Source organism: Plesiocystis pacifica SIR-1 (genome assembly GCF_000170895.1).
GTDB lineage: Bacteria > Myxococcota_A > Polyangia > Nannocystales > Nannocystaceae > Plesiocystis > Plesiocystis pacifica.
Window position 1 is genome coordinate 64,255 of the sequence record NZ_ABCS01000011.1, and the last position, 26,641, is coordinate 90,895.

At 71.3% G+C, this 26,641-nt stretch carries 14 protein-coding genes, 1 tRNA gene and 1 pseudogene; 9 read left to right on the top strand and 7 right to left on the bottom strand.

The window, feature by feature from the left end:
* Positions 1-20: 20 nt before the first annotated feature.
* From mgtE to PPSIR1_RS07775, 3 genes are all read right to left on the bottom strand, one after another.
* Positions 21-1,376 (bottom strand): magnesium transporter, encoded by a 1,356-nt coding sequence (mgtE, locus tag PPSIR1_RS07765; RefSeq protein WP_006970467.1) that lies wholly within the window; start codon positions 1,374-1,376, stop codon positions 21-23.
* A 103-nt stretch (positions 1,377-1,479) separates the two neighbouring features.
* A complete protein-coding gene (locus PPSIR1_RS07770; protein WP_086001109.1) occupies positions 1,480-2,304 on the bottom strand; it encodes a helix-turn-helix domain-containing protein in 825 nt (274 codons plus the stop codon).
* Between the two features lie 191 nt (positions 2,305-2,495).
* Positions 2,496-3,386 carry a tetratricopeptide repeat protein gene (locus PPSIR1_RS07775; protein ID WP_006970469.1) on the bottom strand — a complete coding sequence of 297 codons (891 nt, stop codon included), beginning with the start codon at positions 3,384-3,386 and terminating at the stop codon, positions 2,496-2,498.
* A gap of 268 nt (positions 3,387-3,654) precedes the next feature.
* Between PPSIR1_RS07775 and PPSIR1_RS47510 the strand changes: the two genes are divergently transcribed.
* The 6 genes from PPSIR1_RS47510 (at position 3,655) to PPSIR1_RS07800 (ending at position 8,929) form a co-directional block, all read left to right on the top strand.
* The gene (locus PPSIR1_RS47510; RefSeq protein WP_006970470.1) at positions 3,655-4,626 is read left to right on the top strand and encodes a hypothetical protein; all 972 of its coding nucleotides are present in this window, start codon (positions 3,655-3,657) and stop codon (positions 4,624-4,626) included.
* On the top strand, positions 4,623-5,174 hold the full coding sequence (locus PPSIR1_RS42105) for a YkgJ family cysteine cluster protein (RefSeq protein WP_006970471.1): 552 nt from the start codon (positions 4,623-4,625) through the stop codon (positions 5,172-5,174). Before PPSIR1_RS47510 ends, PPSIR1_RS42105 begins: the two co-directional genes overlap by 4 nt.
* A 302-nt stretch (positions 5,175-5,476) precedes the next feature.
* Positions 5,477-5,550 (top strand) — tRNA-Met (locus PPSIR1_RS07790).
* Between the two features lie 207 nt (positions 5,551-5,757).
* Positions 5,758-6,036, top strand: coding sequence for a 2Fe-2S iron-sulfur cluster-binding protein (locus tag PPSIR1_RS45780; RefSeq protein WP_086001111.1), 279 nt, complete (start codon positions 5,758-5,760; stop codon positions 6,034-6,036).
* Between the two features lie 121 nt (positions 6,037-6,157).
* Positions 6,158-8,080: a fatty acyl-AMP ligase gene (locus PPSIR1_RS07795; RefSeq protein ID WP_086001112.1), complete on the top strand. Its 1,923-nt coding sequence runs from the start codon at positions 6,158-6,160 to the stop codon at positions 8,078-8,080.
* 210 nt (positions 8,081-8,290) lie between these two features.
* On the top strand, positions 8,291-8,929 hold the full coding sequence (locus PPSIR1_RS07800) for a hypothetical protein (RefSeq protein WP_006970474.1): 639 nt from the start codon (positions 8,291-8,293) through the stop codon (positions 8,927-8,929).
* 27 nt (positions 8,930-8,956) lie between these two features.
* Here PPSIR1_RS07800 and PPSIR1_RS07805 read toward each other — a convergent pair whose 3' ends face one another.
* Positions 8,957-9,988, bottom strand: coding sequence for a mechanosensitive ion channel family protein (locus PPSIR1_RS07805; RefSeq protein WP_006970475.1), 1,032 nt, complete (start codon positions 9,986-9,988; stop codon positions 8,957-8,959).
* A complete protein-coding gene (locus PPSIR1_RS07810; protein WP_157595309.1) occupies positions 9,988-13,935 on the bottom strand; it encodes an AAA family ATPase in 3,948 nt (1,315 codons plus the stop codon). The genes PPSIR1_RS07805 and PPSIR1_RS07810 overlap by 1 nt, the downstream gene beginning before the upstream one ends.
* 304 nt (positions 13,936-14,239) lie before the next feature.
* On the opposite strand from PPSIR1_RS07810, the gene PPSIR1_RS07815 reads away from it, so the two are divergent.
* Together PPSIR1_RS07815 and PPSIR1_RS42115 are read left to right on the top strand one after the other, a co-directional pair.
* Positions 14,240-20,329, top strand: coding sequence for a translocation/assembly module TamB domain-containing protein (locus tag PPSIR1_RS07815; protein ID WP_045115587.1), 6,090 nt, complete (start codon positions 14,240-14,242; stop codon positions 20,327-20,329).
* Positions 20,330-22,500: 2,171 nt separating this feature from the next.
* Positions 22,501-24,456 carry a BamA/TamA family outer membrane protein gene (locus PPSIR1_RS42115; protein ID WP_006970479.1) on the top strand — a complete coding sequence of 652 codons (1,956 nt, stop codon included), beginning with the start codon at positions 22,501-22,503 and terminating at the stop codon, positions 24,454-24,456.
* Here PPSIR1_RS42115 and PPSIR1_RS07825 read toward each other — a convergent pair.
* Together PPSIR1_RS07825 and PPSIR1_RS51175 are read right to left on the bottom strand one after the other, a co-directional pair.
* Complete coding sequence (locus PPSIR1_RS07825) at positions 24,446-24,799, bottom strand: hypothetical protein (RefSeq protein ID WP_006970480.1); 354 nt, start codon at positions 24,797-24,799, stop codon at positions 24,446-24,448. The two genes, PPSIR1_RS42115 and PPSIR1_RS07825, sit on opposite strands and share 11 nt — an antisense overlap.
* Before the next feature lie 762 nt (positions 24,800-25,561).
* Positions 25,562-25,753, bottom strand: a pseudogene (locus tag PPSIR1_RS51175) (FAD-dependent oxidoreductase); the annotation flags it as partial.
* A 170-nt stretch (positions 25,754-25,923) separates the two neighbouring features.
* Here PPSIR1_RS51175 and PPSIR1_RS42120 point away from each other — a divergent pair.
* The gene (locus PPSIR1_RS42120) at positions 25,924-26,640 is read left to right on the top strand and encodes a glutaredoxin domain-containing protein (protein WP_006970483.1); all 717 of its coding nucleotides are present in this window, start codon (positions 25,924-25,926) and stop codon (positions 26,638-26,640) included.
* The last annotated feature ends 1 nt before the right edge of the window (position 26,641 follow it).

A 26,641-nucleotide genomic window follows, 5' to 3' on the forward strand; every position in this document is an offset into this window, starting at 1 on the left:
TCGAGGTTGGGGTCCTGGCTCTAGACGCTGACGTGCAACAGCACCGTCGCCAGCCAGAAGTAGAACATGAGCCCGAGGATGTCGACGGCGGTGGTCACGAAGGGCCCGGTCGACACGGCAGGGTCGATGTCGAGGCGGTCCATGACCAGGGGGATGCAGGTCCCGACGGCGGCCGCGATGGTCATCGAGCCCATCATGCCCAGGGTCAAGACGACCCCGAGGGCGACCAGGCTCTCGACCTCGATGCCCAGCAGCGGCGCGCACAGGGCGATGCCCACGCCGTAGAGCGCGCCCAGGCTCAGGCCCAGACCCACCTCCCGCAGGATCAGCCGGGAGATGCTCGCGGTCTCGACGTAGCCCACGGCCAGGCCGCGGACGACGATGGTCGAGCTCTGGGTGCCGACGTTTCCGCCCATCCCGGCGATCACCGGCATGAACAGGGCCAGGGCGGGGACCGACTCGAGCGCGCCCTCGAAGCCCGAGAGCGCCCCGGCCACGAGCACGCCGCCGCCCGCGGCGGCCGCCAGCCACGGCACCCGGGCCCGGAAGCTCGACCAAAAGGCGCGGTGATCGACGAGCTCTTCGCCGGCGCCGGCCATCTTGAGGATGTCCTCGGTGGCCTCTTCGCGGAGCACGTCGACGATGTCGTCGATGGTCACGATGCCGCACAGCCGGCGCTGGTCGTCGACCACGGGCACGGACACCAGGTCGTAGCGCGAGGCGATGTCCGCGACCTCCTCCTGGTCAGCCTCGCGGTCGACGTACTGGAGCTCGGCGTCCATGACCTCGCGGATCGAGTCGTCCCGGCGCGAGGTCAGCAGCACGCGCAGGGTGACCACGCCGACGAGGCGCTCGTCCTCGTCGACGACATAGACATAGAAGGCTTGATCCGGGGGGTCCTCGACCTCCTGGATGGTCCGCACCGCCTCGGCGACGGTGACGTTGTCGAACACGCGGATGTAGTCCAGCGACATGATGCCGCCGGCGGTGTCGTCGTCGTAGCCGAGGAGCTGCTCGACCTCGTCCGCGTCCTCGGGATCGAGGCGGGTCAGGATCTGGCGCAGCTGGGTCTCTTCGACGCGGCCGAGGATGTCCGCGACGTCGTCGGACTCGAGGTCGTCGAGCAGCACCGCGACCTCTTCCGGGGCCAGCCGGGCGACGATCTCGGCGGCCGTCTCGTCGCGCAGCTCGCCGAACACCCCCGCCCGGCGCTCGACGGACAGGGTCTGGAGGATGCGGTCTTGGTCCTCGGCCAGCAGGTTGTCGAGCTGGCTGGCGATCTGCACCTCGTCGAGGCGCTGCAGCGCGCGGGCGAGGCGGCGGTGCTCGCCCCGACGGACCAGGCGGCTCAGATCGATCTTGATGTTGACTGCCACGCCTCGCTCCCGCGTCGGGCATGGTACGTCAGCAGCGGCGCAGGTCCAGGTCGAGTCCAGCTCGAATCGACTCGAATTCGAATCGAGTTCGAGTCGGTCACGATCACAGCCCGCCGGTGCCGGGGCTCACCCCAGCTGCCTGACCGCTGGCGAGCGAGAAGGCCGCGAGGACGACCAGCGCGACGGCGAGGGCGACCACGACCCACAGCACGATCTGCGCCATGGGCAAGCGCGCGACCCAGTCCACGGCCCACTCCCGGACGCGCCGGCGCAGCCCGTCGAGGCTCTCGGCCAGAGCCGGCGGGAGCAGGGGCAAGTTGGCCACCTGGGCGTCGGCGAGGGAGCGCGGGGGCTTGCTGGCGCTGGGCTTGGGCTCGGCCAGGGCCGCGGGGCCGCGCCGCACGGGACGCTCCTCGGTGCGGGCCGGCCGAGCGAGGCTCGGGGCGCGGAGGCCGGGGCGGACGGGCTCGCTCGCCTTCTTGTTCTTGCTGCGCTCGAGCTTGGCGCGGGCCTGGTAGGCCCGGGGCGCTTTGGCGGCGCGGAGGTTGGACTCGGCGTCGGCGGCCTCGCGCCGGCGCGTCCGCAGCTGCTCGCGCTCTTGGTCGTAGAGCAGACCCTGGACCGTGTCCGGGTCGAGCTCGAGGGAGCGGGCGCAGCAGCGCAGGAAGCCCTTGATGAACACCATCCCGGGGAGCCCGTCGTGGCGGTCCTCCTCGAGCAGCTCGAGCTGGCGCCGGGGGATCTTGGTGGCGACGGCGAGCTGGTCCAGGCTCAGGCCCTGGCGCTTGCGGTGAGCTCGGATGTAGCTCCCGGCCGTGGTCGCATCATCGACGCTTGGCTCGAGCGCAGCTCCAGCGTCGTCGCTGGGCTGGAGGGCGGCCACCGGCTGAGCGGCGACGACCCGAAGACGACCGGTGTCGACTCGCATTGGGCGCAAGTGTGCAGCCACGTCCAGGGGGTGGGCAAGGCGCTGGCTTCGGCGAACGGCGTGAGCCTCCCCTGCGCGCGAACTGCAGGTTCATGGAATGTGAAAAGGCGCGCTGAGTGGCCCTCAGCGGCCCTTGAACGCACCTTCGGGCGCGTGTTTTTCGCGCCCAACGTCCCGGCACGGGGGGATCCTCAGGGCGATCCCGCCCGACTGGTCGTTTGCGCGCCAGCCGCAGCGACCGTTTGGAACTCCCGACAGGCGTCAGCGAGGCAACTGCGCGGGGCCAGGTCGAGGCACGCGCGGAAGCTCTGCCCGGCGGCGTCGCTGTGTCCCATCCGCATCTGCGCGATGCCGGCGACGCGGTGGACGTCCTGGATTGGGCAACGATCGTCGTTGACGACGGTCATCGCCTGCTCGAGGGCGGCCTCGGTCATGTCGTAGTCGAGGTAGACCTGCGCGAGGCGGTAGCGGCCCACGCAGTAGTCCGGGTTGATCAGCACGGCCTGGCGCAGCTCGGTCATCGCGGCGACCAGGTCGCCGGCCTCGTAGTAGGCCCAGCCGAGGTTGGCCAGGGCCGAGTACTTCTCGGTGTAGAACTGCGTGTCGAGGGCGTGCTCGAGCTCGCCCTTGGCCCGCTCGTAGTCGTGGAAGTAGAGCGAGACCACGGCCATGGAGTTGTAGGCCCGGCCCAGGCCCGGATCGTCCTCGGTGTAGGCCTGCGTGGCCAAATCGAAGGACTCGTGGGCCTGACGGTGCAGATCGTCGGCGCGCTCGCGCTGGGCCAGGGCGGCCTCGTCCGTCAGGCACATCTCGGACTCGATGAACTCGACGATGGTCCGCCCCTCGTGGAGCTGGAGCAGCCCCAATAGATAGAGGGAGTCGCCGTGGGTCGGGACGGCGTCGAGGGCCATCTCGATGTGCTTCTTGGCGTCGTCGTACGCGCCGTTTTGAGCCGAGCCCAGGGCGATCTCGTAATGGTCCGTGGCCGTCTCGAGCTGCTCCTCTGGACTCACGCGATCGTGGGCGCAGGCCAGCGTCGAGAGGCAGAGCGCGGTGGCGAGCACGACGATGCGACGATGCATGCCACTGCCATATCAAGGTGCCGTGAGCCGCCCAAAAAAGCGTCTCGACGCCGCCCAGAGGCCGACGAGCTCCTGCGCCGGGGTCGCCGCTGGAGCCTGGAGATCACCCCCTTCGACGCGCGCCCACGGTTCCAGTTTCAGCTTCTGTTCGGGCGCGAGTCCGGTGTAATTTCAAAGCCTTGGCCCTCGAATGGGGGCACCGGCGAAGGGCCTCCCCAGGCTCCCTGGACCCCGGCCTCCAGGCCCCCTACCCTCCCGCTCCTCGACCATGCGCGTCCACGTGCTCCACCATGCCCGCTGCTTCGATGGCGCTGCTTCGGCCGCGCTCTTCGCAGCCTTTGCCCGGGCTCGCCACGGCAAAGAGCGCCTCGACCTGCGCTTTTTGCCCAAGCAGCACCGCCAGGGTGACCCCTTTGACGACGGCGACTTCGAGGGCGCCGACGAGGCGGCGATCGTCGACTTTCGCTACTCCCAGCGCCCCGGGCTGAGCTGGTACTTCGACCACCACCGCTCGGCCTTTCAGCTCCCCGGCGACCGCGAGCACTTCGAGGCCGACACCAGCGGCCAAAAATTCCACGACCCGACCGCGCCGAGCTGCACTGGCTACCTCGCCCGCGTGGTCCACGAACAATTCGGGGTCGACCTGAGCGCCCACGCCGAGCTGATCCGCTGGGGCGAGATCATCGACTCCGCCGACTTCGCCACCCCCGAGGTCGCGGTGCTCTACGAGCAGCCCGCCATGCACCTCGCGGCTTGGATCCAGACGGCCTCGGACCCCGAGGCGATCGCGGGCTTCATCGAGGCCCTGCTGACCACGCCCTTCGAGCGCCTGGCCAAAGCCGACTGGGTCCGCGCCCTCGTCGAGCCCCGCCTCGCCTCCCACCGCGAGGACATCGAGCTGCTCCGGCGCCGGGTCGAAGTGGGCGCCGGGGTCTGCGTCTACGACCTCGTCGACGACGGCCCCCGGGTGCTGAGCCACTTCATCCCCTACTACCTCGACCCGAGCATCCGCTATAGCATCGGGGCGTACGCGCACCCCGACGGCGATCTGCGCCTGTCGGTGGGCTTCAACCCGTGGCTCGCGCCCGAGACCCGGCGCCATGACCTGGCCCAGCTGTGCGAAGCCCACGGCGGCGGCGGGCACCCCTTCGTCGCGGGGGCGGCCTTCGCCCTGAGCCAGCGGGCCGATCTCGATCGGGCCGTGCAGGGGATCGCCTCCGTGCTCCGGGGTCCGGCGTGACCGCCCCAGAGCCGCTCCGCGGGCACCTCGTGCAGCTGCGCGCCCGGGTCGACGCTCACTTCGAGGCGGCCGTGGCTCGAAGCCCCAGCTCGTTTCGCTGCGCCGAGGGCTGCGACGCCTGCTGCCACCAGCGCTTCTCCGTGTTCGAGGTCGAGGCCGCGCCGGTGCGCGAAGCCCTCGCTCGCCTCGCCGTCGACGACCCCGCCCTGCGCCAGCGCGTGGCCGATCAGGGCGCCGACGGGGGGCTCGAACACTGCGCGTTGCTCGTGGATGGGCGCTGCGCCGTCTACGAACAGCGCCCGATGATCTGCCGCTCCCACGGCTTGCCCGTGGCCGTGCCCGACCCCAACCCAGGGCCCGAGGACCCCCCGGGCACCCTCGTCGTCGACCACTGCCCGCTCAACTTCACCGACGCGCCGCCGCCCCGAGACAGCGTCCTGATCCTCGACGCGGTCAATCGGCCCCTGAGTGTCCTGGCCGAGCTGTGGAGTTCTGGGGCACAGCGGGTGGGGCTCGCTGCCCTGGCTCGCGCGACGCCAGAAAAATGAAAGCGATCGCCCCCTTGGTGCGATGTACCCAAGAGAGCCGAGAAGGAAAGCGAGGGTGCCGTGCGAGGAACGAGCTGGAAAATCTGGATGACCGTCGTGATGCTGGGTCTGCTGCAGGTGGTCATCACCGGCTGAGCCCGGCGCGACGAACCCGCGAAAGTCGTCTGCGGAGCTGCCAGCCACCTCGTTGGGGGCTGCGTTTCCCGCAGCGAAAAGAATCAAAAAAAGTCCTTGACCCGGTCGGGGCGACCGCCTAAATACCTGCTCCCACGGCAACGCCGAACGGCAACGCCGACGCTCGATGCGGGGTGGAGCAGCCAGGTAGCTCGCCGGGCTCATAACCCGGAGGCCACAGGTTCAAATCCTGTCCCCGCTACTCTCGAAGACCTTCAGACATCCGTCTGAAGGTCTTCTTCTTTTTGCCGCTCCGGCTGGCAAGGCCCAGGATGAGCTCCGACCGGGCGGGGTCGGGAACTCGGGTTCGGGCCTGATCGATCGCGCGCTCCACAACGCGTGCGCGCCGTCACGATCCGTGGATACTCGGGGGGTGACGCGTCTGCGCTTCGGTCGAGACTTTGGCGTGATGGATGTCCCACGTGGGACGACCCTGCTCGCCGCGGCCAGCCGAGCCGGCGCGCCCCTGGGCAACGCGTGCCGCGGACGCGGGGTGTGCCGAGCCTGCGCCGTCGTGCCGATCACGGGGGCCGAACACTTGAGCGCAGCAACGGACGAGGAACGTCGATTCGGTCTCGAGGCGCCGTGGCGCATGGCGTGCCTGACCCGCGTCGACGGCGACGGCGAGGTGGTGTTGTGGACACCAAACTGGGGCGGTTGGCCGGACGGTGAGGGCGGCCTGGGCTGAACCCCGCGCGGCGAGTTAACACCGCTCCGAATGGGATTGCGCGCACGCGCAGTCCGCTGCGCCCTTGACCTCGGGGACCGGCCTTGGGCATGGAAAGGCCCAGGCGGAGCCGGACTAGCCGATGTCGAGCGCAACCATGATGCAGCGGGATCCCAGCCAGACCCTCTCGAGCCCCAAGCCGACCGTGGCAGGGGACGCGGCCCTTCGGGCCCAGCTCGACGCGGCGACCACCCTCGTCGACGTGCTCCACATCCGGGCCCAGCTGCACCCCGAGACCCCGCTCTACCAGACCTACGTCGACGGGGAGATCCGCGAGACGCTGACCTACGCCGAGGCCGATCGCCGCGCCCGGGCCCTCGCCGTCGAGCTGCGCCGCATCCACCCGCAGCTACAGACCGGCGACCGCGTGCTGCTGCTCTACCCCTTCGGGCTCGAATACCCGGCGGTGTTCCTGGGCTGCCTCTACGCCGGGCTGACCGCGGTGCCGGCCTTTCCCCCGGACAAAAAGCGCGCGGTCAAGACCATGCCGCGGGTCAGCGCGATCATCCGGGACGCCGACGCGAGGCTGATCCTGACCAACCAGGAGCTGATCGAGACCGTCGAGTTCGCCCGCGCCGAGGCTGAAGACCCCGAGGCCCTGCTCATCGACGCGAGCGGCGGCCTCGGTCGCGCAGAGGCCGACGCCGACGCGTGGACCCGCCCCGACGCCCTCGCGGGGGAGCTGGCCTTCCTCCAGTACACCTCGGGCTCGACCGGCACCCCGCGGGGCGTGATGATCGGCCACGACAACCTCCTGGCCCACCAGCGCTTCGCCCACGAGAAGTTCGCCCAACCCGAGGGCTCGGTGACGGTGAGCTGGCTGCCCTTCTATCACGACATGGGGCTGATCGGCTCGCTGCTCTACCCGCTCTACTGCGGCGGGACCACGGCCCTGATGTCGCCCACGGCCTTCCTGCGCCGGCCCATGGCCTGGCTCGACGCCATCTCCAAGCTGCGCGCGCGGGTCAGCACCGGCCCCAACTTCGCCTACGAGCTGTGCGTGCAGCGGGTCGAGGAGGCCGACATCGAGGGCCTGGACCTGAGCCACTGGGAGCTGACGATCTCGGGCGCCGAGCCCCTGCGCCCCGCGACGATCCAGCGCTTTTGCGAGCGCTTCGCCCCGGCGGGCTTCAACCCCCAGACCTTCATGCCCTGCTTCGGCATGGCCGAGACCACGCTGATGGTCAGCGGCGCGCCCAAGCACGCCCTGCCCCGCTACGAGCGCTTCGACAAGGCCCAGCTGCTCGGGGGCCAGGCCGTGCTCGCCGCGGACGGGGCCCTGGAAGCCGACAGCCGCGTCTACGTGTCCTGCGGCACCCCGATGAGCGAGCACGAGGTCGCGATCGTCGACCCCGAGACCCACGCGCGCCGGCCCGAGGGGCGCCAGGGCGAGATCTGGGTCCGCGGCCCCTCCGTGGGTCGCGGCTACTGGGGCGACCCCGAGACCAGCACGCGCCGCTTCGCCGGGCGCATCCGCGGCGAGGAGCCCAGCCCCAGCTGGCCGTGGTTTCGCACCGACGACACCGGCTTCGTCCACGACGGCGAGCTCTACGGGACCGGGCGCCTCGCCGATCTGCTCGTCTCGGGCGGTCAGGTCCACCAGCCCCACGACCTCGAGCGCGACGTCAGCGAAGGCGACGCGCCCCTGGCCAAGGACGCCGTGGCCTTCATGGCGCGGGGCGAGCGGGGCGAGCCGCTGGTCTGCCTGGCCGCGACGGGGCGGCGCAGCATGGCCGCCCGCGACCGCGAGGCCGTGTGCGAGGCCATCTTCGAGCGCATCTTGGCCGAGCACGGCCTGGCCCTCGACCGGGTCCTGCTGATTCCGCCGCGGACCGTGGCCAAGACCACCAGCGGCAAGCTCCGGCGCTACCGCTACCGCCAGGCCATGAGCGAGGGCGAGCTCGAGCTGCTGTGCCTGCGCGAGCGCGGCCCGGCTCGAGGCAAGGGGGCTGATCCCCGCAGCAAAACGCTGAGTCAATGCGATCGAAAAAATGATCGACGCTGATCACCCGCCGCCAATCTTTACATGCACCGTCCCTGTTCGCAGCGTGTGTCGTAGCGTGCTACACGCGAGCGCGTGACCTCATCACGCATCCCATTTCTTCTTGCACTGCTGACGACTCTCGGCTGTGGGGAGACCTCTCCCGAAGCGTACCTGGACTCCAACCGCGACGCGCTCCAGCAGCGCGTCGACACGCTCGAGAAGATCGGCGAGATGGCGCGCGCGGCCGATCCGGTCGTGTCCTCGTCGAAGGGGGCCGAGCCCGGCTCGGGTCCGATCGCGCTATGCCCGTTCAACGGCAGCGGGATCACCGGGGGCTGCAACACCATCGTCGTCTACACCGACACCCTCACCACGCCCGAGGACTGGCGGGAGTACAGCAACCGATCCTCCGTGGGCATGGTTCGCTTCCGCCACTCCGGCGCGGTCGTCCGGCCCGCGCAGCTGCTGGCTCACGGGGCCTTCATGAGAGAGTCGATCGACACCCGAGACCTCGACGCGATCACCGTCGTCGAGAGCAAGGCGAAGCCCGCGCTCGATCAGATCAAGCAGGCCCAGCGCGATCTCGAGGCGGTGAAGTACGTCGTGGCGGTGCGGCCCAACAAGCCTGCGAGTCGCACGACGCAGCGGCTGTTCGACGTGGACCTGTTCGTCTACGAGGTCTCATCGAGCGCGCTGCTGGCCTCGATGCACATCGAGCACACCTGCACGGACGTCGACTACGTCTACGCCAGCGGCCCGCACGAGGGCGCCTACCACTCGACAGCCGACTGCCTCGACCAGGTGGTGAAGAACCAGATCGGTGCTGGGCTGATGACGCTCTTTCCGGGCATCAGCCTGGGGGCGTACTGAGCGCGATCTGCGGCTACGACTCGGTGCCTAGCCAGGCGGTCTCAGGCCGGACGAGACGGGCTGGGGCCGCGGGCCGCCCAGACCGAGCCCGAAGCCGCCCTTCCCCGCCGTCCGCGGCTGGGGGTGGAGGTCGGCGAGCTGGCGGTGGAGCACGGCCGGCGGCATGATCCCGCGCTCGCGGAAGGCCCCGAGCACGCGCAGGTTCACGTCGGTCTCGAAGGCCTTCTCGTACTTGGTGTCGAGCACGTAGGCCTTGAGGCGCAGGCGCACGGCGACGTAGCTGTCGGCGATGACCTGGCCGACGAGCACGACCACGGGCTCGGGCAGGTAGATGTAGCGGCTGGTCACCGCGGCCTCGTTGACGATGCTCCGGGCCAAGAGCACGTCCTGGTCGACGCCGATGTGGAAGTCCATCACGACCTGCATGTAGAGGGCGCCGTAGTTGCCGCAGGAGGTGATGTCGCTCAGGAATTTGTTGTTGGGGATGGTGACGACGTTGTCGTCGAGGGTGGTCATGCGCACCGATCGCAGGCCGATGGCCGTGATGTCGCCGTACTGGCCGCCGAAGGAGATGCGATCGCCGACCTGGAAGGGGCGGTCGACCATGATCATGATGCCGGCGATGAAGGACGCGACGACGTCCTTGACCGCGAAGCCCACGGACACCGCGACCGTGCCGCCGATGACCGCGAGGACCTTCTCGTCGACGCGGAAGCTGAGCAGGATCACCGCAAGGCCCGTGCTCACGTAGACGAAGAACTGGAAGAAGGTCTCGAACTTCTTGAACAGCAGGCGCCGGCTGGCGAACTGCTTGCCCAGGCGCTCGACGAGGTCGCGGGTGAAGCGGATCAGCAGCCACGCGCCGAACAAGACGGCGATGGAGGTCGCCACCCCGCTCCAGCGGATCATCCGGGCGAACTGGCCCATGACCTCGGCGTCCGCGACCGCGTCCTCGGGCCCGGCGAGGGCCCAGGCGGGCCACAGCGCCGCCCACAGGCCCGCGAGGACCGGCGCGGCTGCGGCGAGGATAGAGCGAGGGCGGGGCGCTTGCATGGGCATCACATGGTCAGCAGGTGCTGGCGGCGGAGCACGTTGGTGATGGCGCGGTACCAGTGCCAGGTCACGCGGTAGTAGCCCTCGAACTCCTCGACCCAGCCCTGCGCGAGGGCAAAGCGGATGGTGTCGGCGACCTCGGCGGGGGGCAGCTGGGTGCAGTCGACGACGGCGGGCTCGTCGGCGAGGGCGAGCTGGACGATGGCCCGGAGCACGAAGTGGACGTTGGCGCCGACCTCGTCCAGCTCCCGGGTGGGCGGCTCGCGGAACAGCCGGACCCGGACGGGGAGCGCGGCTTCGCCCTCGGCCTCGTCCGGGTCGTCGGCCCGGCGCGGGCCGAAGGTCTGGTGCGGGACCAGGGACTCGCGCCAGCACTGCAGGGCGATGGCCGGGTTGCCTTCGGTATAGTTGCGCAGCACTCGGTAGTAGCCCAGCTCGGCCCGCTCGAGCTCGCTGAGCTGGCGGTCGCCCTCCCCCACCCCGACCGTGGCCACGTCGAACTGCCGCGGGATCACGACCTCGTCGAACATCGGGGCGACCTTGGCGCTCTCGCAGCGGCGCTGGATCAGCTCGCCGATCTGCTCCTCGGTCCACGGCGCGAGCTCGCAGACCCGGTCGAAGAACACCCGCTCGCCCCGCGCCCGGGAGATGAAGCGCCACGAGGCCGCGCCCAGGCTGGCGACCCAAGAAGCGTGGCTGCGGACCTCGCGGGTGAACTCGGCCAGGCGATCGAGGTCCCCGAGGCCGCCGATCGCCGGCCGCACGAGGCGGTGGGCGTCATCGATGAGGAACACGACCGGGCGTTGGTCGGCGATGGCCTCGACCACGGCCGCGCGCGACGAACGGGGCGGCAGCCCGAGGGCCTCACCGAGGGCGCCCTCGAGAGCCGAGAAGCCCCCCGCCGGGCAGCGCAGGCGACGCACCGTCAACCGGCCGTACTCGGCGTGGGTCGGCGCGGACCCGTCGCTTTCGCGCGCGTCGGGGGGCAGCGGGGGCCCCTCGTCGGCGTGGGCCTCGAGGGCCTCCCCCACTCGAGTCAAGAACGCGCTCTTGCCCGCCCCGCGCTCACCGATGATGGCGCTGAGGCTGCCCTGGCGGGACAGGTTGAGGCCGACGATCGACTCGAGCGCGGCGCTGGCGATGGTGTCGAGGCGGACCTCTTCGGGGCCCTCGCGCCCCTTGGGCTCGAAGCGCGCGAAGATCGCGGGGTCGAGCACGGCGGTGTCGACGTCCTCGCGCCCCCGGGCGCTGGCCTGGCGCTCGACCTCGCGGCGGAACAGCCAGCCCTGGAGGTGGCGCGTGACCTCGAGGGCCTGGGCCTGGCGCAGGCCCCAGCGCCACAGCCCGCGGGTGAGCATGTAGCTCGCGCCCACGGCCGCGGCCGGGAAGCTCGTCCAGCCCTCGGTGTTGTTGCGGACCCAGCGGACCAGGACGTTGGCCGGGACGTCGCGCTCGTCGCCCACGCGCTTGAACACCGGCTCCCGCCACCAGCGGATCAAGACCACGAAGATCAGCACCGCGACCGCCCAGATCGAGCTGCCGACCCAGTAGAAGATGGCCCCGCGGCCGACGAGCTCCACCGTGAGGGAGAGGACGAGCCCCGCGGTGGCGGCGGTCATGCCGACCAGGCGCAGGGAGCGAAGGCGGAGCTCCGCGAGGGTCTTGGTCCGGGTCCGCTGGCGCTCGGCGTTGTCTCGGGTGGCGACGGCGTCGATGGTCAGGATCGCCGTGAGCCCGAGCAGCACCCACAGCGCGACCAACCACAGGATCTCGAACTCCTGGACTTCGCGCTCGGCGAGCAGCGCGAAGTAGACGAAGGCGATCAGCAGCAGCCACTCGAGCGGCCGCCGGATCCGGCCCAGGTACCACAGGCTCGCGTAGTAGAGGCCGCTCGCGTCGCGGCTCCCCTCCCGCGCGGCGGCCTCGACCTGCTCCTGGGCGTTGCGCAGCAAGGCCTCGGTGAGCTCGTCGCCGCGCCGCCGCCAGCTCCGGAACAGGGTCAGGGCGACGGCGACCTTGAGCAGGTCGAAGAGCACCGACATGGGCGCCCGCTCGAACTCCTCGAGCAGGTCCCGGCCGATGCGGGGCAGGCTGAGCAGGCGAAAGCGGAGCTCGAGGCCGATCTGGTCGATCTCCTTGCGGACCTGGGCGACCCCGTCGGCGCCGAAGCCGGTCATCCTCGCCCGGAGCTCGCGGCTGCCCATCTCGAGCAGCTCGAGGCGCGCGTCGTTGAGGCGCACGATGTCGTCGCGCTGCTCCTTGGCCGCGGACCACAGGGTCTCGCTCTCGAGCTCGCGCAGCTCCTCGACGGTGGCGACGAGCTCGCCGCGGAGCTCGTCGAGGTCGCCGAGCTCGACCCCCTCGGGCAGACCGTCGAGGGGGGCGCCGACGTCCTCGACCCCCGAGCGGCCATCACCGATGCGATCGAGGCTCGCGCGCAGGTCGTCCCGGGCCTCGACCAGGGCCTCGCGCAGCTCGCCGTAGAGCGGGTCGACCTCGGCGGCCAGGCCCTCGCGGTCGGCGGGGTCCGGGCTGCGGTAGCGCACCCCGAGGGCGTTGACCCGGCCGTCGAGCTCGAGCGCCACGTCGTGGGCCGCGATGGCCTCGAGCCGCTCGCGGTTGAGCTCGGCCCGGAACAGGGCGTGGGACTCCTTGATGCGCAGCAAGCGGGCGCGCTCGGAGGTCACCCTGCGCACGGCCTCGGAGCGCGCCTGCTCGGCCGCGGCCTCGGCCTGCTCCCGGGCGAGGCGCAGCTCGGCGGCCTCGCGCTCGGCCTCGCTGATCTCGTCCTCGACGGTCTCGGTCTCGACGTCGACGTCCGCGATGAGATCGGCCACCTCCGCGGCCTTCTCGGCTTCTTCTTTGCGGCGCAGGTGACTCTCGAGCCGCGCCCGACGGCCCTCGGGGCCGAGGTCCCAAAAGGCGAGGCGCTGGCGATCGAGCTCGGCGGCGGCCTGCTCGAGCTCGGCGGCGAGCTCCGGCTCCGGCGTCCACGCAGGCGGCTCCGCGGGCTCCGGCTCCGGCTCCGGCTGCTTTTTCTTGCTCTTGCGGCCCTTTTTCTCGGGCGCCGGCTCCGGCTCGGGAGGCGGGTCTGGGATCCCCAGGGCTTGACGCAGGCGCCGATCGTCCCCGGCGATCTCGCTGGGGTCGGCGAGGTTGATGCGCAGCAGCGCCGTCGGGTCGATGGCGACGTCGAGCTCCTCGTTGATCAACGCCTCGAGCTGCTCGGCCTGGGTCTTCATCCGCTCGAGGCGGGTGCGGGCGTTGGCCTCGGCCGCGCGGCCCTTGGACCAGCGGGCGCGGGCGGCTCGATGTTCGGCGACGCGGGCCGCTCGCTGGTCCGCGGGGAGGCTCAGGAAGTCGCGGTAGGCTCGCTCGAGCCGGGCCTCGGCCGCGACGAGGGCCGCGCGGGCGGCCTCCTCGGCGGACGGCGCTTCAGCAGGCTCGGGCTCCTGCTCCGGCGCTGCCGCAGGCTCCGTGGGCTCTCGCGTCGACTCCCCCTCGGGCGCGCCTTCCTCGGCGTTTGGCTCGGGCCGCGCGACGGCGTCGCTGAGCAAGCTGCGCAGATCGGGCCCCGCGTCGTCCTGGGACAGGTCGAGGACAAAGAGCGCGTCCAGGTCCCGGCTGGGGTCGAGCTGCCCGCGCATGAGCGCCTCGATGCCCTCGGCCCGCTCGCTCAGGGCCTTGGTCCGGGCGCGGAGCACCTCGGTGATCTCGAGGGTCGCGCCAGGGATCGGGTCTACCGCTTCGGCGGGACCGGGCTCTTGGTCGGAGCCCGGCGCGGGGTCGGGCCCCTCGGGCGTGCCTTCAGCCTCCTCCCCATCGACGGATCCCGACTCCGGCGAGTCCGCCTGCTCCCCGCCCGTCTCCGCGCCAGCGTCGCCCTCGCCGTCGAGCTCTGCGGGCGGCGGCCCAGCCAGGACCGGCACCCCCGCGAGGACCACGAAGACCACCAGCGCGAGCCCAGCCATCATAGCCGCCAACACCGCGACGCTCCGTGTCCGCGACGACGCCCTCTCGGCGCCCCCTCGGAGCGCGACGCGTAGGCCTCGGAGTCCGCCGAGCATGCTCCGCGAGTGTACCCTCCCCGCGGGGCAGGGAGGGCGTGGCGTCCACGACGGCTAAATAGTGCGTGTGTTCAGGTCTGGGGGTCCGGGTGACCGGGGAGATCCACCCGCGTGACCCCCGTGGCGATGCCCAGGGCCAGCGCCCGGCCCCGGTGCTACCCTCCCGTGCAGCGTCGAAGCGCGAGCCCTCGTGACCTCGAAGGACCTACAAGACGCCGTCTTGGCCAATTGGCAGGCCGAGGCGGACCTCCTCGCCGAGGGCCGGGAGGCCCTCGAGGGCATGTGCTCGACGACCCGCTACCGGCACCTGTTCCCGGAGGGTCCAAACCTCGCCCTGCTGTTCCGGGCCTACCAAGATCTCGAGCGCTGGCGGACGGTCACCCGCGCCGTCCGAGACACGCCCCGGGCCCGCCGCCGCTCCCGTCGACGCTTCCGCAAGCGGCTCAAAGCCTTGGTTCGCGAGGACGCCCTGGCGCGGGACCGCCGGCTGGTCTGGAACCATCCCCTGCCCCGGCCCCAGCGCCTGTCCGTGTCGCCGCCGCCCCTGGTGCTCGAGGCCCTGCTCGAGATCGATCCGGACACCCGGGCCGAGGTCGCGGCCCTGGTCCACGGCCGGCCCCTGCCCGCGCCGAGCACCGACCCCTCCCTGAGCTCGAGCACCAGCACGGCCGTCGGCGCCCGCTCGAGCCGCATCGAGGGCATCCAGCACCGCGGCCTCGAGCAGTTCCGCCACGCGCTGATCAACGCCGCCCTCGGCCACCCGCGCCAGGTCAGCCGCCTGCACCCCCAGTACCTCCAGTTCATGGCCTCGCCCATGCCCACGCGGAGGCGCTACCCCATCGCCACGGCGCTGTTCGTCAAGCTGCCGGTGCAGCTGCTGATGTTCCTCGTGCTGGTGTTCAACGTCGTCTACATGTCGGCGTACTACCTGCTCAACGACGAGCGCCTCGGGGGCCTGGTCACCGACGGCATCAGCGGAATGATCGACGGCGAGCTGGCGATCGAGAGCCTGCACTGGTCGCCGTGGCTGATCTTCGACCTGCTCACGGGCCAGCCCCACGAGGTCGTCGCCCACGAGGTCAGCGTCTACGAGCCCTTCAAGGTCGACGGCCAGCCCCGGGGGCGGCGCACGGCCTACGCCGAGCACCTCGAGGCCGAGCTGGTGCTCCACGAGGTCATCCCCTGGAACCGCCTGCACCTGCTGCCCAAGCTCGTCGAGATTCCCTGGGTGCTGCACTTTAGCGAGGTGCGCAACCGCGGCGACCTGTGGGTCGACGTGCGCGCCTACGAAAACGAGCACCGCGACGGCGAGTGGATGCTCAGCCTCATCGACGCCTTCGACGCCTTCGAGGAATTCCACCCGCCCCCCGACCTCAAGCGCATGTCCTACCGCATCGACGACGCCGACTTCGGCGGCTTGGTGCTGACCATCGACATGGAGAAGCGCTCGGGCTGGGCGACGCAGCTGATCCTCGACGAGGTCGAGGTCCACATGGACTTCGAGAACTGGGCGCCCCAGGACGGCCGCCCCGAGGTCTTCCCCCTGGCCTACTCCGTCGAGGCCGACGCGGGCTCGGGCACCTTCACCATCGCCCCGCTGCACGACGGGCCCATGGACATCCAGTCGATCCGCCACCTCGAGCTGGCCTCGGGGATGAACTACCGGCCGCTGGGCGATCTGTGGGTGGCCGGCGACGCCGACCTGGCCGGATCCCCGAGCGTGTTCCAGGGTCGCTTGCTCGACGTGTTCGGCGACCTGGGCTTCGACTTTCAGCTCGGGACCACGGATCTCGGGCCGCTGGCGAGCGAGCTGTGGCCGGCGGAGCCCGACGATCGCGGCGTGCCCCGCTCGATGATCTCGGGCCCGGGCGCTCCGGCGCGCATGGAGGTCAAAGGACCCCTCGACGAGATCGTGCTCGAGGCCGTGGGCCAGGGCCTGACCCTCGATCTCTTCCCCGATCCCGCCTGGGCCCTCGACGACGTCGACGTGTCCCTGGCGCTGGCCAGCGATCCGCTGCCCGAGATGTGGGGGGAGCTGACCCAGCACCCGGCCAACGTCGAGGCGGCCAAGCGCCGCTTGTGGCAAGACGCGATGGCTGCTCGGCTTCGCCAGCAGGCCGAAGCCGAGGCCAAGGCGGGCGGCCCTCCGCCCGCGGCCAAGGACGACGAGCCCCCGGCCCCCGAGTTCGACGACGAGCGCTGGATCCTCTACCTCGACACCTTCCGCGGCTCGGCCTTCGACGGCAGCGTGCGCCTGCACCGACGCGGCGGCGAGGACCACGTGGTGCTCCCGCGCGAGGGCGAGCCGCTGCTCGTGTCCATCTACCTCGACATGCTCGGGGTCAACCTCGGCCAGCTCGACGCGTCCAACGACAGCCTCCGCGACATGCTCGCTGGCGAGACCCGGGGCGGCCTGCAGGTCCACGAGGTGGTCATCCAAGACGGGGTCCAGCGCGTCGAGGCCGAGCTCCACCGGGTCACCATCGCCCGCGACCGCGGCCCCGAGGACGACAACCTGCCCCGGCGCATCGAGGCCGCCGGCGAGGCCATCTGGGACGCCCAGGAGGGCCTCGATCTCCGCGGCCTGCGGATCGGGGTCGACGGGGGATCGCTGCGGGTCAGCGGGGGCGTCGACGCAACCTTCACCGAGCTCGACCCGACCAGCGCGAGCGTGCGCGTGGACGACGGCGAGGCCTTCCTGGCTGCGTTTGGGCTCCCGCGCTGGTTCGACCGCCTCGGCGCGGGCTTCACCCTCGCCGGCCCCCTGAGCAACCCGACGGGCTCGGGCTCCCTCGACATCGCCGGCGCCGGCACGGGAGCCCTGGCCATCGACGACATCCAGGGCGCCAAGCTGAAGTTCGAGCGGGGGGCCCTGTCCGTGCGCAGCGAAGACGTCGGCATGCTCGGCGGCCACGGGCCCCTGGACCTCGAGCTCGGGCTGATGTCGCGGGGCAAGGCCCTCGACGATCCGCGCCTGCGCCTGGCCGTGCGCCTCGAGGACATCGACCGCGACGACATCCTCGGCAGCGGCATCGGGGCCCAGGGCGCGGCCATCGAGCTCAAGATCGACGACGGCGCGGGCAAGCCCGTGCGCCTGTCCAAGCTCCAGGCCCGCGGGGGCGCCTACGCGGACACCCTGCGCCTGGCCGGGGTCGACTACCGCGACGCCGAGGCCAGCTTCGCGTTCACCCGCGAGGGCCTCCAGATCGATCACATGACCCTCGCCTACCACCGCCCGATCAGCCCCGCGCTGATGGCCGGGGTCAGCGTCCCCGTGGGCCGGCTCCAGGCCAGCGGCACCGTCGGCTTCCAGGACGACCCCAAGCTCGATCTCGAGGTCGAGGCGCGCAACGTCCCGCTCTCGGCCCTGGCCCAGAGCGCGAGCCAGGACCTACCTTTGCGCGGTAAGATCGCCCGGGGCAGCAAGCTCGAGGTCACGGGCAGCCTGCGCCGGCCTCAGGTGGAAGGGGTGCTCAAGCTCCAGGGCCTCGGCGCCGCCGGGGTCCCCCTGGGCGCGGGCGAGCTGAACTTCACCAGCGAGGACGTCGGGGCCGCGCCGGCCGAGCTCGAGCTGGGCCGGGCCGCCACCATCAAGCACCGCCAGATCCGGGTCCGCGGCGCCCTCGAGGGGCCCCGGGGCCAGACCGCGGCCGAGGGCCAGCTCGACTGGAAGGTCGACGCGACCGTGGCCTTCGGCGGCGGGCCGACCAACCCCATCGAGGCCGCCGTCGACCTGCGCTTCGACACCCTGCCCCTCGACAACCTGCTGAGCCACCCCAGCCGCGAGCAGTGGCGCACGCACCTCGTCGGCGGCCTGCACGAGCTGGCCCTCGAGGCCCGCTACTGCCCCAGCCACGACGACGCGCTCAGCTCGGGCAAGGCCGGCAAGCCGATGCTCGAGCAGTGCGCCAAGATCGACCCCGACGATCCCCGCCACCTCGCCGGCGAGCCCGTGCGCATCGACCTGTCCCTGGCCAAGGTCTGGTACCGCGGGCGTCGGCCCAAGGACGCGTCCGTGGGCGGGGCCGACCCCTGCCTCGAGCCCGACACGACCTGCTCGATCACTCCCCTGCAGGCCCGCCTCGAAGGCACGACCTTGAGCCTGACCGACGCCTGGACCTTGCGCTCGGGGGGCAAGGGCGGGGCCGAGCTGACCATCGACGGGACCTTCGACCTGTCGAGCGCCGAGACCGACGAGGCCCGCCTCGCCGAGGCCGCCGACGCCGACGGGGGCAAGCGCTGCGTCCCGGGCATCCCCGACAACGCCAGCTTGCCCCCGGGCGAGACCTCGGCCCAGGTCACCGGCGACCTCGACCTGAGCGCCCTCGGCCCCCTGCTCAGCCCCTACGGCATCGCCAGCCCCGAGGGCCGCCTCGAGATCGGCCTCGACATCACCGGCGTGGTCAGCCGCCCGACGCTGATCGGCTACCTGCGCCTGCCCGAGGGCGAGCCCCTGGCGCTCAGCGTCGCCGGCCCCGACCCCGGCGAGGGCCGCCGCGCCCGGCCCATCCCCATCGAGCTCGGTAAGCTCGACCTCGAGATGCGCGGCGGCACCCTCTACATCGACGACGCCGCCATCGAGGTCTTCGACGAGGTCGTGCGCATCGGCGAGATCGCCAACCGCTCGACCTTCCTCGACCTCGCCGGCCCCTGCTCCGGGCGCTTCGCCGTCAACGCGGCCGGCTCCCTCGACGGCGCGCTCATCCAGCGGGTGCTGCCCTCCATGGTCGAGGCCTCCGGCGGGGCCGCGGAGGTCCAGCGCTTCCACGTCAGCGGCGACCTCGCTCGCTTCGCCGGCGAAGGCGGCGACAAAGAGGGCGAGCCCTCGGAGCCGGCCCCGCCCCTGCTCGACGGCCTCAGCGGGACCATCAGCTTTGGCCGCAAGAGCGTGCGCATGGGCGTCTACGGCCTCGGCGACGTGCGCGTGGCCTCGGGCCTCATCGAGCTGCGCCAGTGCACCCCGGCCCGCCCCTGCCGCGGCGTCGGGGGGGGCAAGCGGCGGAGCCGGCGGACCCGCGGGATCGCGCTGTGGGTCGGCGGGCAGCGGGTCGCCCTGTCGACCCTCCAGCCCTCGGACGCCCTCAACCTGCGCGTCGCCGACCGCGGCCAGGCGGCGCTGTGGGGCGAGGTCATCCTCGACGACACCTTCGCCGGCCTCGAGCGCGCCCGGCTCACGGCCTCGGCCGACATGTTCCCCCTCGAGCTGACCGACAACTCCGGCCGGCCCGAGCTCGAGGCCGCGCTCAGCTCCCGGGGCATCGCCTTCGAGACCGACGGCTCGACCGGGCGGATCTCCGGCAAGATCCTCGTCGAGCGCTCGAGCTGGCTCCGCGACGCTCGCCAGGGCGTGGCCGTGCTGTCCTTTGCAGATCCGGGCGCCGCCCCGCCCTCGCAGCTGCCCGCGTTCATCCGCAACCTCGAGCTCGACATGGAGCTCGAGACCGGCGCGCCCTTCCGCGTCGACAACAACATCGCCAAGCGCCTCGAGGCCAGCGCGGACCTGCGCCTGGGCGGGACCGTCGGCGATCCCGAGCTCGCCGGGACCATCGAGGTCGAGCGCGGGGTCGTCGACGTCGACATCCTCGGCGGGGCCTACGACGTCCAGGGCGGCAAGGTCGAGCTGGCCGAGAGCCTCGCCGACAGCGAGCTCGCCCTGCTCGCCACGCGCCAGGACCCGATCAAGATCAACAACCAGCTGCTGACCCTCAACCTGCGCCTGAGCGGGACCCTCGGGGCCATCCAGTGGGAGTGCAGCGCCCCCGGGGACACCTCGGGCGCCCTGGCGACCACCCGCGGCTGCGTCGACTACCTGATCTTCGACGCCGGCAATACGGACCTGGCCGGCTCGGACATCCGCGACAACCGCAACAACGACAACAACCTGCTGGGCACGCGCTTTTTGCCCCTGGCGGGCCGGCTGACCCAGGTCGAGGTCAACGAGGTGCTCGAGAAGGAGATCCCGCGGGTCGAGGCCTACCTGCCCTACGTGCGCTTCCGCGTCGATCAGCTCGGCGTGCTCATCGAGGCCGAGACGCGGCCGGAGTGGCTGGCGTGGGGTTGGGGCCGGCTGGGGCTCAACTTCAGCTACCTGCGCGGGTACCCTGGGATGGTGATCCGCGACAGCCGCTCGGTCTCTGGCATGCTCGAGATCCTCGAGAACACCGGCATCGAGGCCACCTTCGGCAACCGCAACTACTCCCGCCGCGTGTTCATCCTCGATCCGCCCAACTACCAGTCTCTGCAGTTCATCCAGCACTTCGAGCTGCCGAGCCTGCGCTGAGAGCTCGTGACGCCCCCCTCGCAGCAGCGCCTTTTTGGGACGAGCGCGTGGCCTCTGCTGGCGCTCGTGCTCGTGCTGCTGTGGCCGCTGTCGCGCCCGGCCGCCTCGGGCCCGCCGGGCGCCGAGGCGGACGCGGAGGCCAGCGCAGAGGCCACCGCGCCCGCGCCCGAGCCCGCTGTCGAGCCCGCTGTTGAGACCGATCCCGAGCCCGCGGCTCCCCTGGGGGTCGAGGTCGAAGGCGCCGGCCTCTCCGAGTCCGCCGGCGCCGACGGACCTGCCCCGGCGGCGAGCGGGGAGTCCAGGCGTCGCCGAGGTCGTCGGGGCCCCCGGCGCGACCTGGAGCTCGGCTCCCAGTCCGCCGACCTCCAGACCTTCGACTGCTCGATCGAAAACCCCGGCGATCCCCTGGCCCCGGCGATCGCGGTCCTCGACGCCCTCGACGGCGACGGCCTCGAGGTCGAGGGGTGCCGCCAGGTGTCGAGCTCCATGGGCCCGCGCCTGCTCGAGGCGACGGTGCGCGGCCGGGATCAGGCCCTGGTCCTGTACCGCCTCGAGGGCCTGGCCGCCGACGGCTTCGAGGTCTTCGTGGCCCCCCAGGGCACCCACGAGGTCCTGCTGGGCATCCGCCCGGCGATCGTCGGCGCGAGCGTCTACTACCTCAACGTCGACGCCATCAGCCTCCACGGCAGCTTCATGGACGGCGACGACCGGGCCCGGCTCGAGCTCGTCATCGGCCTGCAGCCGGGTAATTTTTACCCCTTCGAGTACGCCAGCCGCCTCGCCGAGCTGGGCTACCGCGCCGAGTTCCTGCCCGTGCGGGCCGGCGAGGTCGTCATCGAGGTCCGCCCCGGCCGCGCCATTCGACGGGTCCGGGTCCGCGGCCACGTGCCCCTGGCCAAGCGCGACGTGACCCGCCAGCTGAGCGTGCAGGCCCAGCCTGGGGCGCTGGCCCGGGGCGAGTGCATCGAGCCCTCGCGGCTGCGCGAGGCCCTGCGCGAGCGCGGCCGCGAGGCCAAGGCCAACGCGGGCGACCCTCTGCCCGACATCTGCGGATCCCAGGACAAGGCCTGCCAGGAGTGGCGCGACGACGAGGTCGAGCGCATCGACGCCTTCTTGTTCGACAGTGGTTACTTCAAGGGCCACGCCTCCCTCGCTCTGGTCTGCGGCCGCGAAGTCGGCGAGGCCGACCTCCACGTCATCCTCGACAAGGGCCCTGGCTTTCGCGTCGCGCGGCGCCGGGATGACAAGGAGCGCAGCCGCGGCGTCGTGGTCGAAGAGTTCGGCCTCGGCGACGGCCAGGAGCCCCTGGCCGAGGCCCGCGACCAGCGCTGGATCCGTCGCCAGTTCGTGCCCAAGATCCTCGGCCTGTTCCGCACCCGCATCACCCGCGAGTTCATGGACAAGGCCGTCGAGCGAGTCGAGCGGGCCTACGCCGAGCCGCGCTCGACCTGGGCGCGTTTTGGACCGAGGGCTCGCTCCCCTACCCCGAGGTCCAGGTCCGCTCGAGCTACGACGAGCTCACCCCCGAGACCGACTTTCGCGGCGAGCGGACCATCCCCGTCGACGTCGCCATCACCCGCGGGCCCGGGGTCCAGACCGAGTTCCGGGCCCAGCTGCCCACGCGCCCGAGCCGGGCCGCGGACGACGAAGGCGGCCGCGGCGAGGGCCTCGAGGCGCAGGCCGACCCGAGCGCCTCCGAGACCCCCAAGCTGCGCTTTAGCGACGCCCAGCTCCGCGCCCAGCTCCAGCTCTTCAACCGCCGCGAGCCCGCGACCCCGGCCGCGGCCCGGCGCGAGTCGGCCAACCTGCGCGCCTTTTACCAGAGCAAGGGCTACCTGTTCGCCTCCGTCGAGGGCTCCTACCTCGACTTCAAGAGCATCGACAAGCTGCGCTTCGACATCCGCGAGGGCCCCAAGGTCAAGGTCGCCGACCTCGAGCTCATCCGCCCGGCGCAGCTGCTCCCCGCCGCCGCCAAGCGCATCGAGAAGCGCTGGGACGACGAGCGGGCCCTGCGTCGGAGCGGGCGCTTCACCGAGGCCGACGCCCTCGCCGACATCCAGGCGCTGGTCGGGGCCTACAACGCCGAGGGCTACCTATGCGCCCGAGTCGAGATCGAGCTGGCCTTTTGGAAGGAGGCCCTCGACGCCAAGCCCGAGGAGCAGGTCAAGGCCGTGCTCAACGTGGCCAGCTTGCTCGACAACGGCGGCAGCCCGAGCTGGCTCGACGACTTCGACGCGGCCGGCCTCCAGGGCATCCTGGCCGAGGACAGCGCCAAGGTCTGGGTCCGCTTCCGCGTGCGCCCGGGCCCCCGCGTGGTCACCAGCGCGACCGAAGAGGTCCGCTACCTCGACCAGCGCATCCCCTTCTCGCGCAACGTCGAAGGCCTCGACCGCCGCGACCTCGAGTCCCAGGAGGTGTTCTGGGGGGCGCCGCGAATACTCCGCGGCGGGCCCCTGCGCCGCCCTGGAGACGAAAAGCCCGGCGGCGTCTCGGTCACCCCCAGCCTCGACCGCGAGGCTCGCAACGCCATCGTCCGCGGCTACCGCAACAGCGGCTTCGCGGTCGCCGACGCCGAGCTGACCTGGGGCTACACCGACCGCCGGGGCAACCGCTACGAGATCCGCGGCGCCCGCAACTTGCCCGCGCAGGTGTGCTCCGATCGCTCCCGCGACTCCGTGGCGACCGTCGATCCCATCGTCAACGTCTACGAGGGCCGCAAGGGCGAGTTCGGGGACATCCTGTTCCGCGGCAACTTCAAGACCCAGCCCTACGTGCTGCGCCGGGAGCTGAAGTTCGAGACCGGCCAGGCCTACAGCCAGGATCTCGCCGATCGCTCGGCCGCGTCCATCGAGGCCACCGGCGTCGCCCGGACGGTGACCATCACGCCCTACCCGGTCGGCTGCCACTGGGACGAGGCCGCGCCTTGCCAGGTCCACCAGCTCATCGCCATCGAGGAGGCCAAGGACGTGACCATGGCCGTCGACTTTGGCTTTGGCGCGGCGACCCTCAACCCCTTTTACGTGTTCGCCGAGCCCAGCTTCCCGAACATCGCGGGCACGGCCTGGGACCTCAACCTCGAGGGCCGCTACGGCTTCGACATCTCCGAGGGCATCGGCGACCTGTGCTCGGGGCAGGACTGCTACGAGCGCCTCGGCGCCGGCACCTTGACCCGCCGCCACGTGTTCGACACCGCGCTGGACCTGGACATCAACGGCCGCTTCCAGCAGCGCGCGACCCCGGCCCGCGGCGTGGTCTCGAGCATCGTCGGCTCGATCCGCCTGAGCCGCAGCTTCCAGGACTGGACCTTCTACGCCGGCTACCTCATCCAGTACGCCAACGTCAGCAAGGATCTGGTCAAGCCGCTCGCGGGCAGCAACGCCGGGTGGATCAACCGCGGCGGCGGCATCGTCTCCGACCTGACCGGTCTGATCGACACCGGCGTCGTGCTCCAGCGCGTCGACAACCCCTTCAACCCCTACGAGGGCTTCATGGCCACCATGGACATCAAGCTCGCCTCGCCCTGGCTCGGCGGCGACGACTGGTGGACGCGCATCGACCTGAGCTGGCAGCACTTCATCCCCATCCCGCGCACCCAAGAGCGGCTGAACTTCCGCTACACCCTGCGCTACGGCCAGCTCGTGCCCTTCTCCGGCCCCGGCTTTGGCGGCGAGACCGTCAACACCAAGACCGTGCCCGACGTGTGGCGCTACTACGCCGGCGGCACCACCGATCTGGGCCTGCGCGGCATCCTCCCGGAGACCATGCTCGTCGACCTCGAGGAGGTCGCCCTGCCCTACGGCGGCACGGTCATCCGCCCCCGGGCCCAGGGCGGCCACATCCGGGCGATCGGCTCCATCGCCCTGCAGGTCACCTCGGTCAAGGACATCTTCGGCGGCGCCCTGGCCCACTCGGTGTTCTACGACTTCGGCGTGCTGACGCAGTTTTGGGACAAGTTCGACCTGCGCCGGGACTTCCGGCACTCGGTCGGCGTCAACGCGATCAAGCTGGACATCAACATCGTGACGATGGCGCTGGGCTACGCCGTGCTGATCCCTGGCGTCTACAACGTGGGGCCCACCGATGACCGCAACGGCCGCTTCGTGTTCGACGTGGGGGTCACCTTTTAGCGCGCCGCTCCAGGCGATCCGCGAGGCCGGCGACGACGGCGTCGAAGCCCGGGTCGCGCATGCCCTGGTGGTCCAGCCCCTGGTCGAAGTAGTCTAGGTAGGTCACCGCCGCGGGCTCGGACACGCCCTCGGGCCACCGCTCGCGGGCCTCGGCCGCGCTGATCGTCCCCGCGATCAGCTCGCGCAGCAAGCTCGCCGCGCGCTGGTCGGGGCTGCCCAAGCCCGCTCCCGCTCCCCGACGCTCAGCGCTCGCGCGGGCGCGCCCGCGGTGTTGAAAGTAGGCGATGACGCCCCAGAGCACGGCTGCGGTGAACATCATGGCGATGGCGAATTCTGCGCGCATGGCAGGCACAGGATACCGTCCCGCGACCTGGACATCACGACCCTCGCTGACGCGGCCCTCGAGCTCCGACTGCTCGCGCCGTGCCCATTGACCGCAACATGACGAGCATTGCGGCAAGGATGTCCCCATTGAACGCGATGATGTGGCGGACTGAGTCCGATTGATATGTGCTCGTGCGATGTCAGTCGAGGCTGAGCGAGCATGACGATGTGAGGGGTGAGCGCCCGAATCGCTGCCTGTAGGCCGCGTTCACGCCTCCACGGATGGGCGGCAGGGTGCTTTTTAAAAGGCAACACATCATTAAAAGTGATTGCATTTAAACTGCGGGCGACTAGAGTGCTCTGCGAACCTAGAAGGAAGAAACCATGCCACAGTACAGCTGTGTGTTCTGCGCACGCTTTTGGTACTACCCCTGCCCGCTGTGCTCGGGCTTGGGGCTGTGTACCGTGGATCCCGACGACTTTCGGACCTCGCTCGCGGCCCGTGCGAAGGACAGAGGTGGGAGCGAGGCGCTCGGAGAAGAAGAGCGCCTGCAGGCCTACCTGCGCGTCGCCAAAGGATTAGGCCCAGCCCTCGAGGCCCGGAATGAGGATCTGGCCGACGCCGAGTCGCTTGGCCTCGCGGATGCCGCTGAGCATGACGCCGTGGACGGTCATGGGGTGGCCCTCGTGGGTGTGCTCGCCGACAAAGCCGATGCGCCCGACGGGGGCGGCGAGGGCCGCTAGCTCGGCGGCGCCGGTTCCAGGCGTGAAGCTGGCGCGGGCCCTCGCTCGCCCAAAACGCGGCCTCGAACACGAGCGCGACCTTCTCGAGGTTGCCCACGCCCATGGCCTCGATGGCCTCGCGCTTGGCCCGGGGCAGCGGCGGCTCGAAGGCGATGGTGCCGGCCTCGAGCACGCCCAGGGGCGCGGTGAGGATCAGGTGGGTCGCCGTCCGCGGGCCCTGGTTGGTTGCCGCCGCCGTACTCGTCGTCGCCGACGATGTAGCCGGCGATCCCCGTGTCCTTCGCCGGGCTGGCCCTGGTCGGGCGGATCGCCGCCAAGCACGGTGGCGAGCTGCGGGTCCGCCCCGTCGTCGCGCTCCGCTTGCCGCGAGCGCCGAACTAGCGCCATACTCCCTCGTTGATGCGACCCACGAGCCTCCGACTGCTCGCGCCCTTCGCCTTCGCCTTGTCCTGCGCCCTGGCCTGCGGCCCCGAGAAGCCTCCCCAGGCCTCCGAGGACGCCCCCAAGCCCGCCGATCGCCTGCTCGGAGAGGCCGAGCCCGCCGCCGACGACTCCCCCGCCTTCGACCCCGGCGCCGACCAGTTCGTGCTCACCTACGCCGGCGACCGGGGCGTGTTCGCCGACTGCAGCGCCGTCGAGGAGGTCCCCGAGAACGCCCGGGGCCTGGTCGCGGTCAACGTGTTCGGCCGCCGGGCGCCCGCGGGCAAGGTCTGGCTGTGCAACCTGTCCAAGCCCGACGGCGAGGGCAAGTTCGCCCTCGAGGCCGTGCCCCGCGAGCGCTTCGAGGAGCTCATCCTCGGCGACGGCCGCTCGTCCAAGGTCGAGCTGCCCGGCGATCTCGAGCTCCCCGACGTCCAGCCGGCGCCCAAGGGCGAGGTCATCCTCTACAAGACCGAGTGGTGCGGCGTCTGCTCCAAGGCCCAGGCCTACTTCGAGCGCGAGGGCATCGAGTACGTCGCCAAGGACATCGAGAAGGACCCGGGCGCCCAGGCCGAGCTCGCCGCGAAGGCCAAGGCCGCGGGGGTGCCGATGGGCTCGGTGCCCATGATCGACGTCGGCGGCGAGCTGCTGCGCGGCTTCGACATCAAACGCATCGAGGCGCTGCTGGGCAGCTGAG

Bases quoted from the DNA above. Each gene is read 5' to 3' on its own strand.
- PPSIR1_RS07800 (WP_006970474.1), top strand. From the start codon at position 8,291: ATGGCGCGCGCGGCCGATCCGGTCGTGTCCTCGTCGAAGGGGGCCGAG.
- PPSIR1_RS47510 (WP_006970470.1), top strand. From the start codon at position 3,655: ATGCGCGTCCACGTGCTCCACCATGCCCGCTGCTTCGATGGCGCTGCT.
- PPSIR1_RS42120 (WP_006970483.1), top strand. From the start codon at position 25,924: ATGCGACCCACGAGCCTCCGACTGCTCGCGCCCTTCGCCTTCGCCTTG.
- PPSIR1_RS07825 (WP_006970480.1), bottom strand. From the start codon at position 24,799: ATGCGCGCAGAATTCGCCATCGCCATGATGTTCACCGCAGCCGTGCTC.
- PPSIR1_RS07805 (WP_006970475.1), bottom strand. From the start codon at position 9,988: ATGCCCATGCAAGCGCCCCGCCCTCGCTCTATCCTCGCCGCAGCCGCG.
- PPSIR1_RS07770 (WP_086001109.1), bottom strand. From the start codon at position 2,304: ATGCGAGTCGACACCGGTCGTCTTCGGGTCGTCGCCGCTCAGCCGGTG.
- PPSIR1_RS45780 (WP_086001111.1), top strand. From the start codon at position 5,758: ATGGATGTCCCACGTGGGACGACCCTGCTCGCCGCGGCCAGCCGAGCC.
- PPSIR1_RS07795 (WP_086001112.1), top strand. From the start codon at position 6,158: ATGTCGAGCGCAACCATGATGCAGCGGGATCCCAGCCAGACCCTCTCG.
- PPSIR1_RS07775 (WP_006970469.1), bottom strand. From the start codon at position 3,386: ATGCATCGTCGCATCGTCGTGCTCGCCACCGCGCTCTGCCTCTCGACG.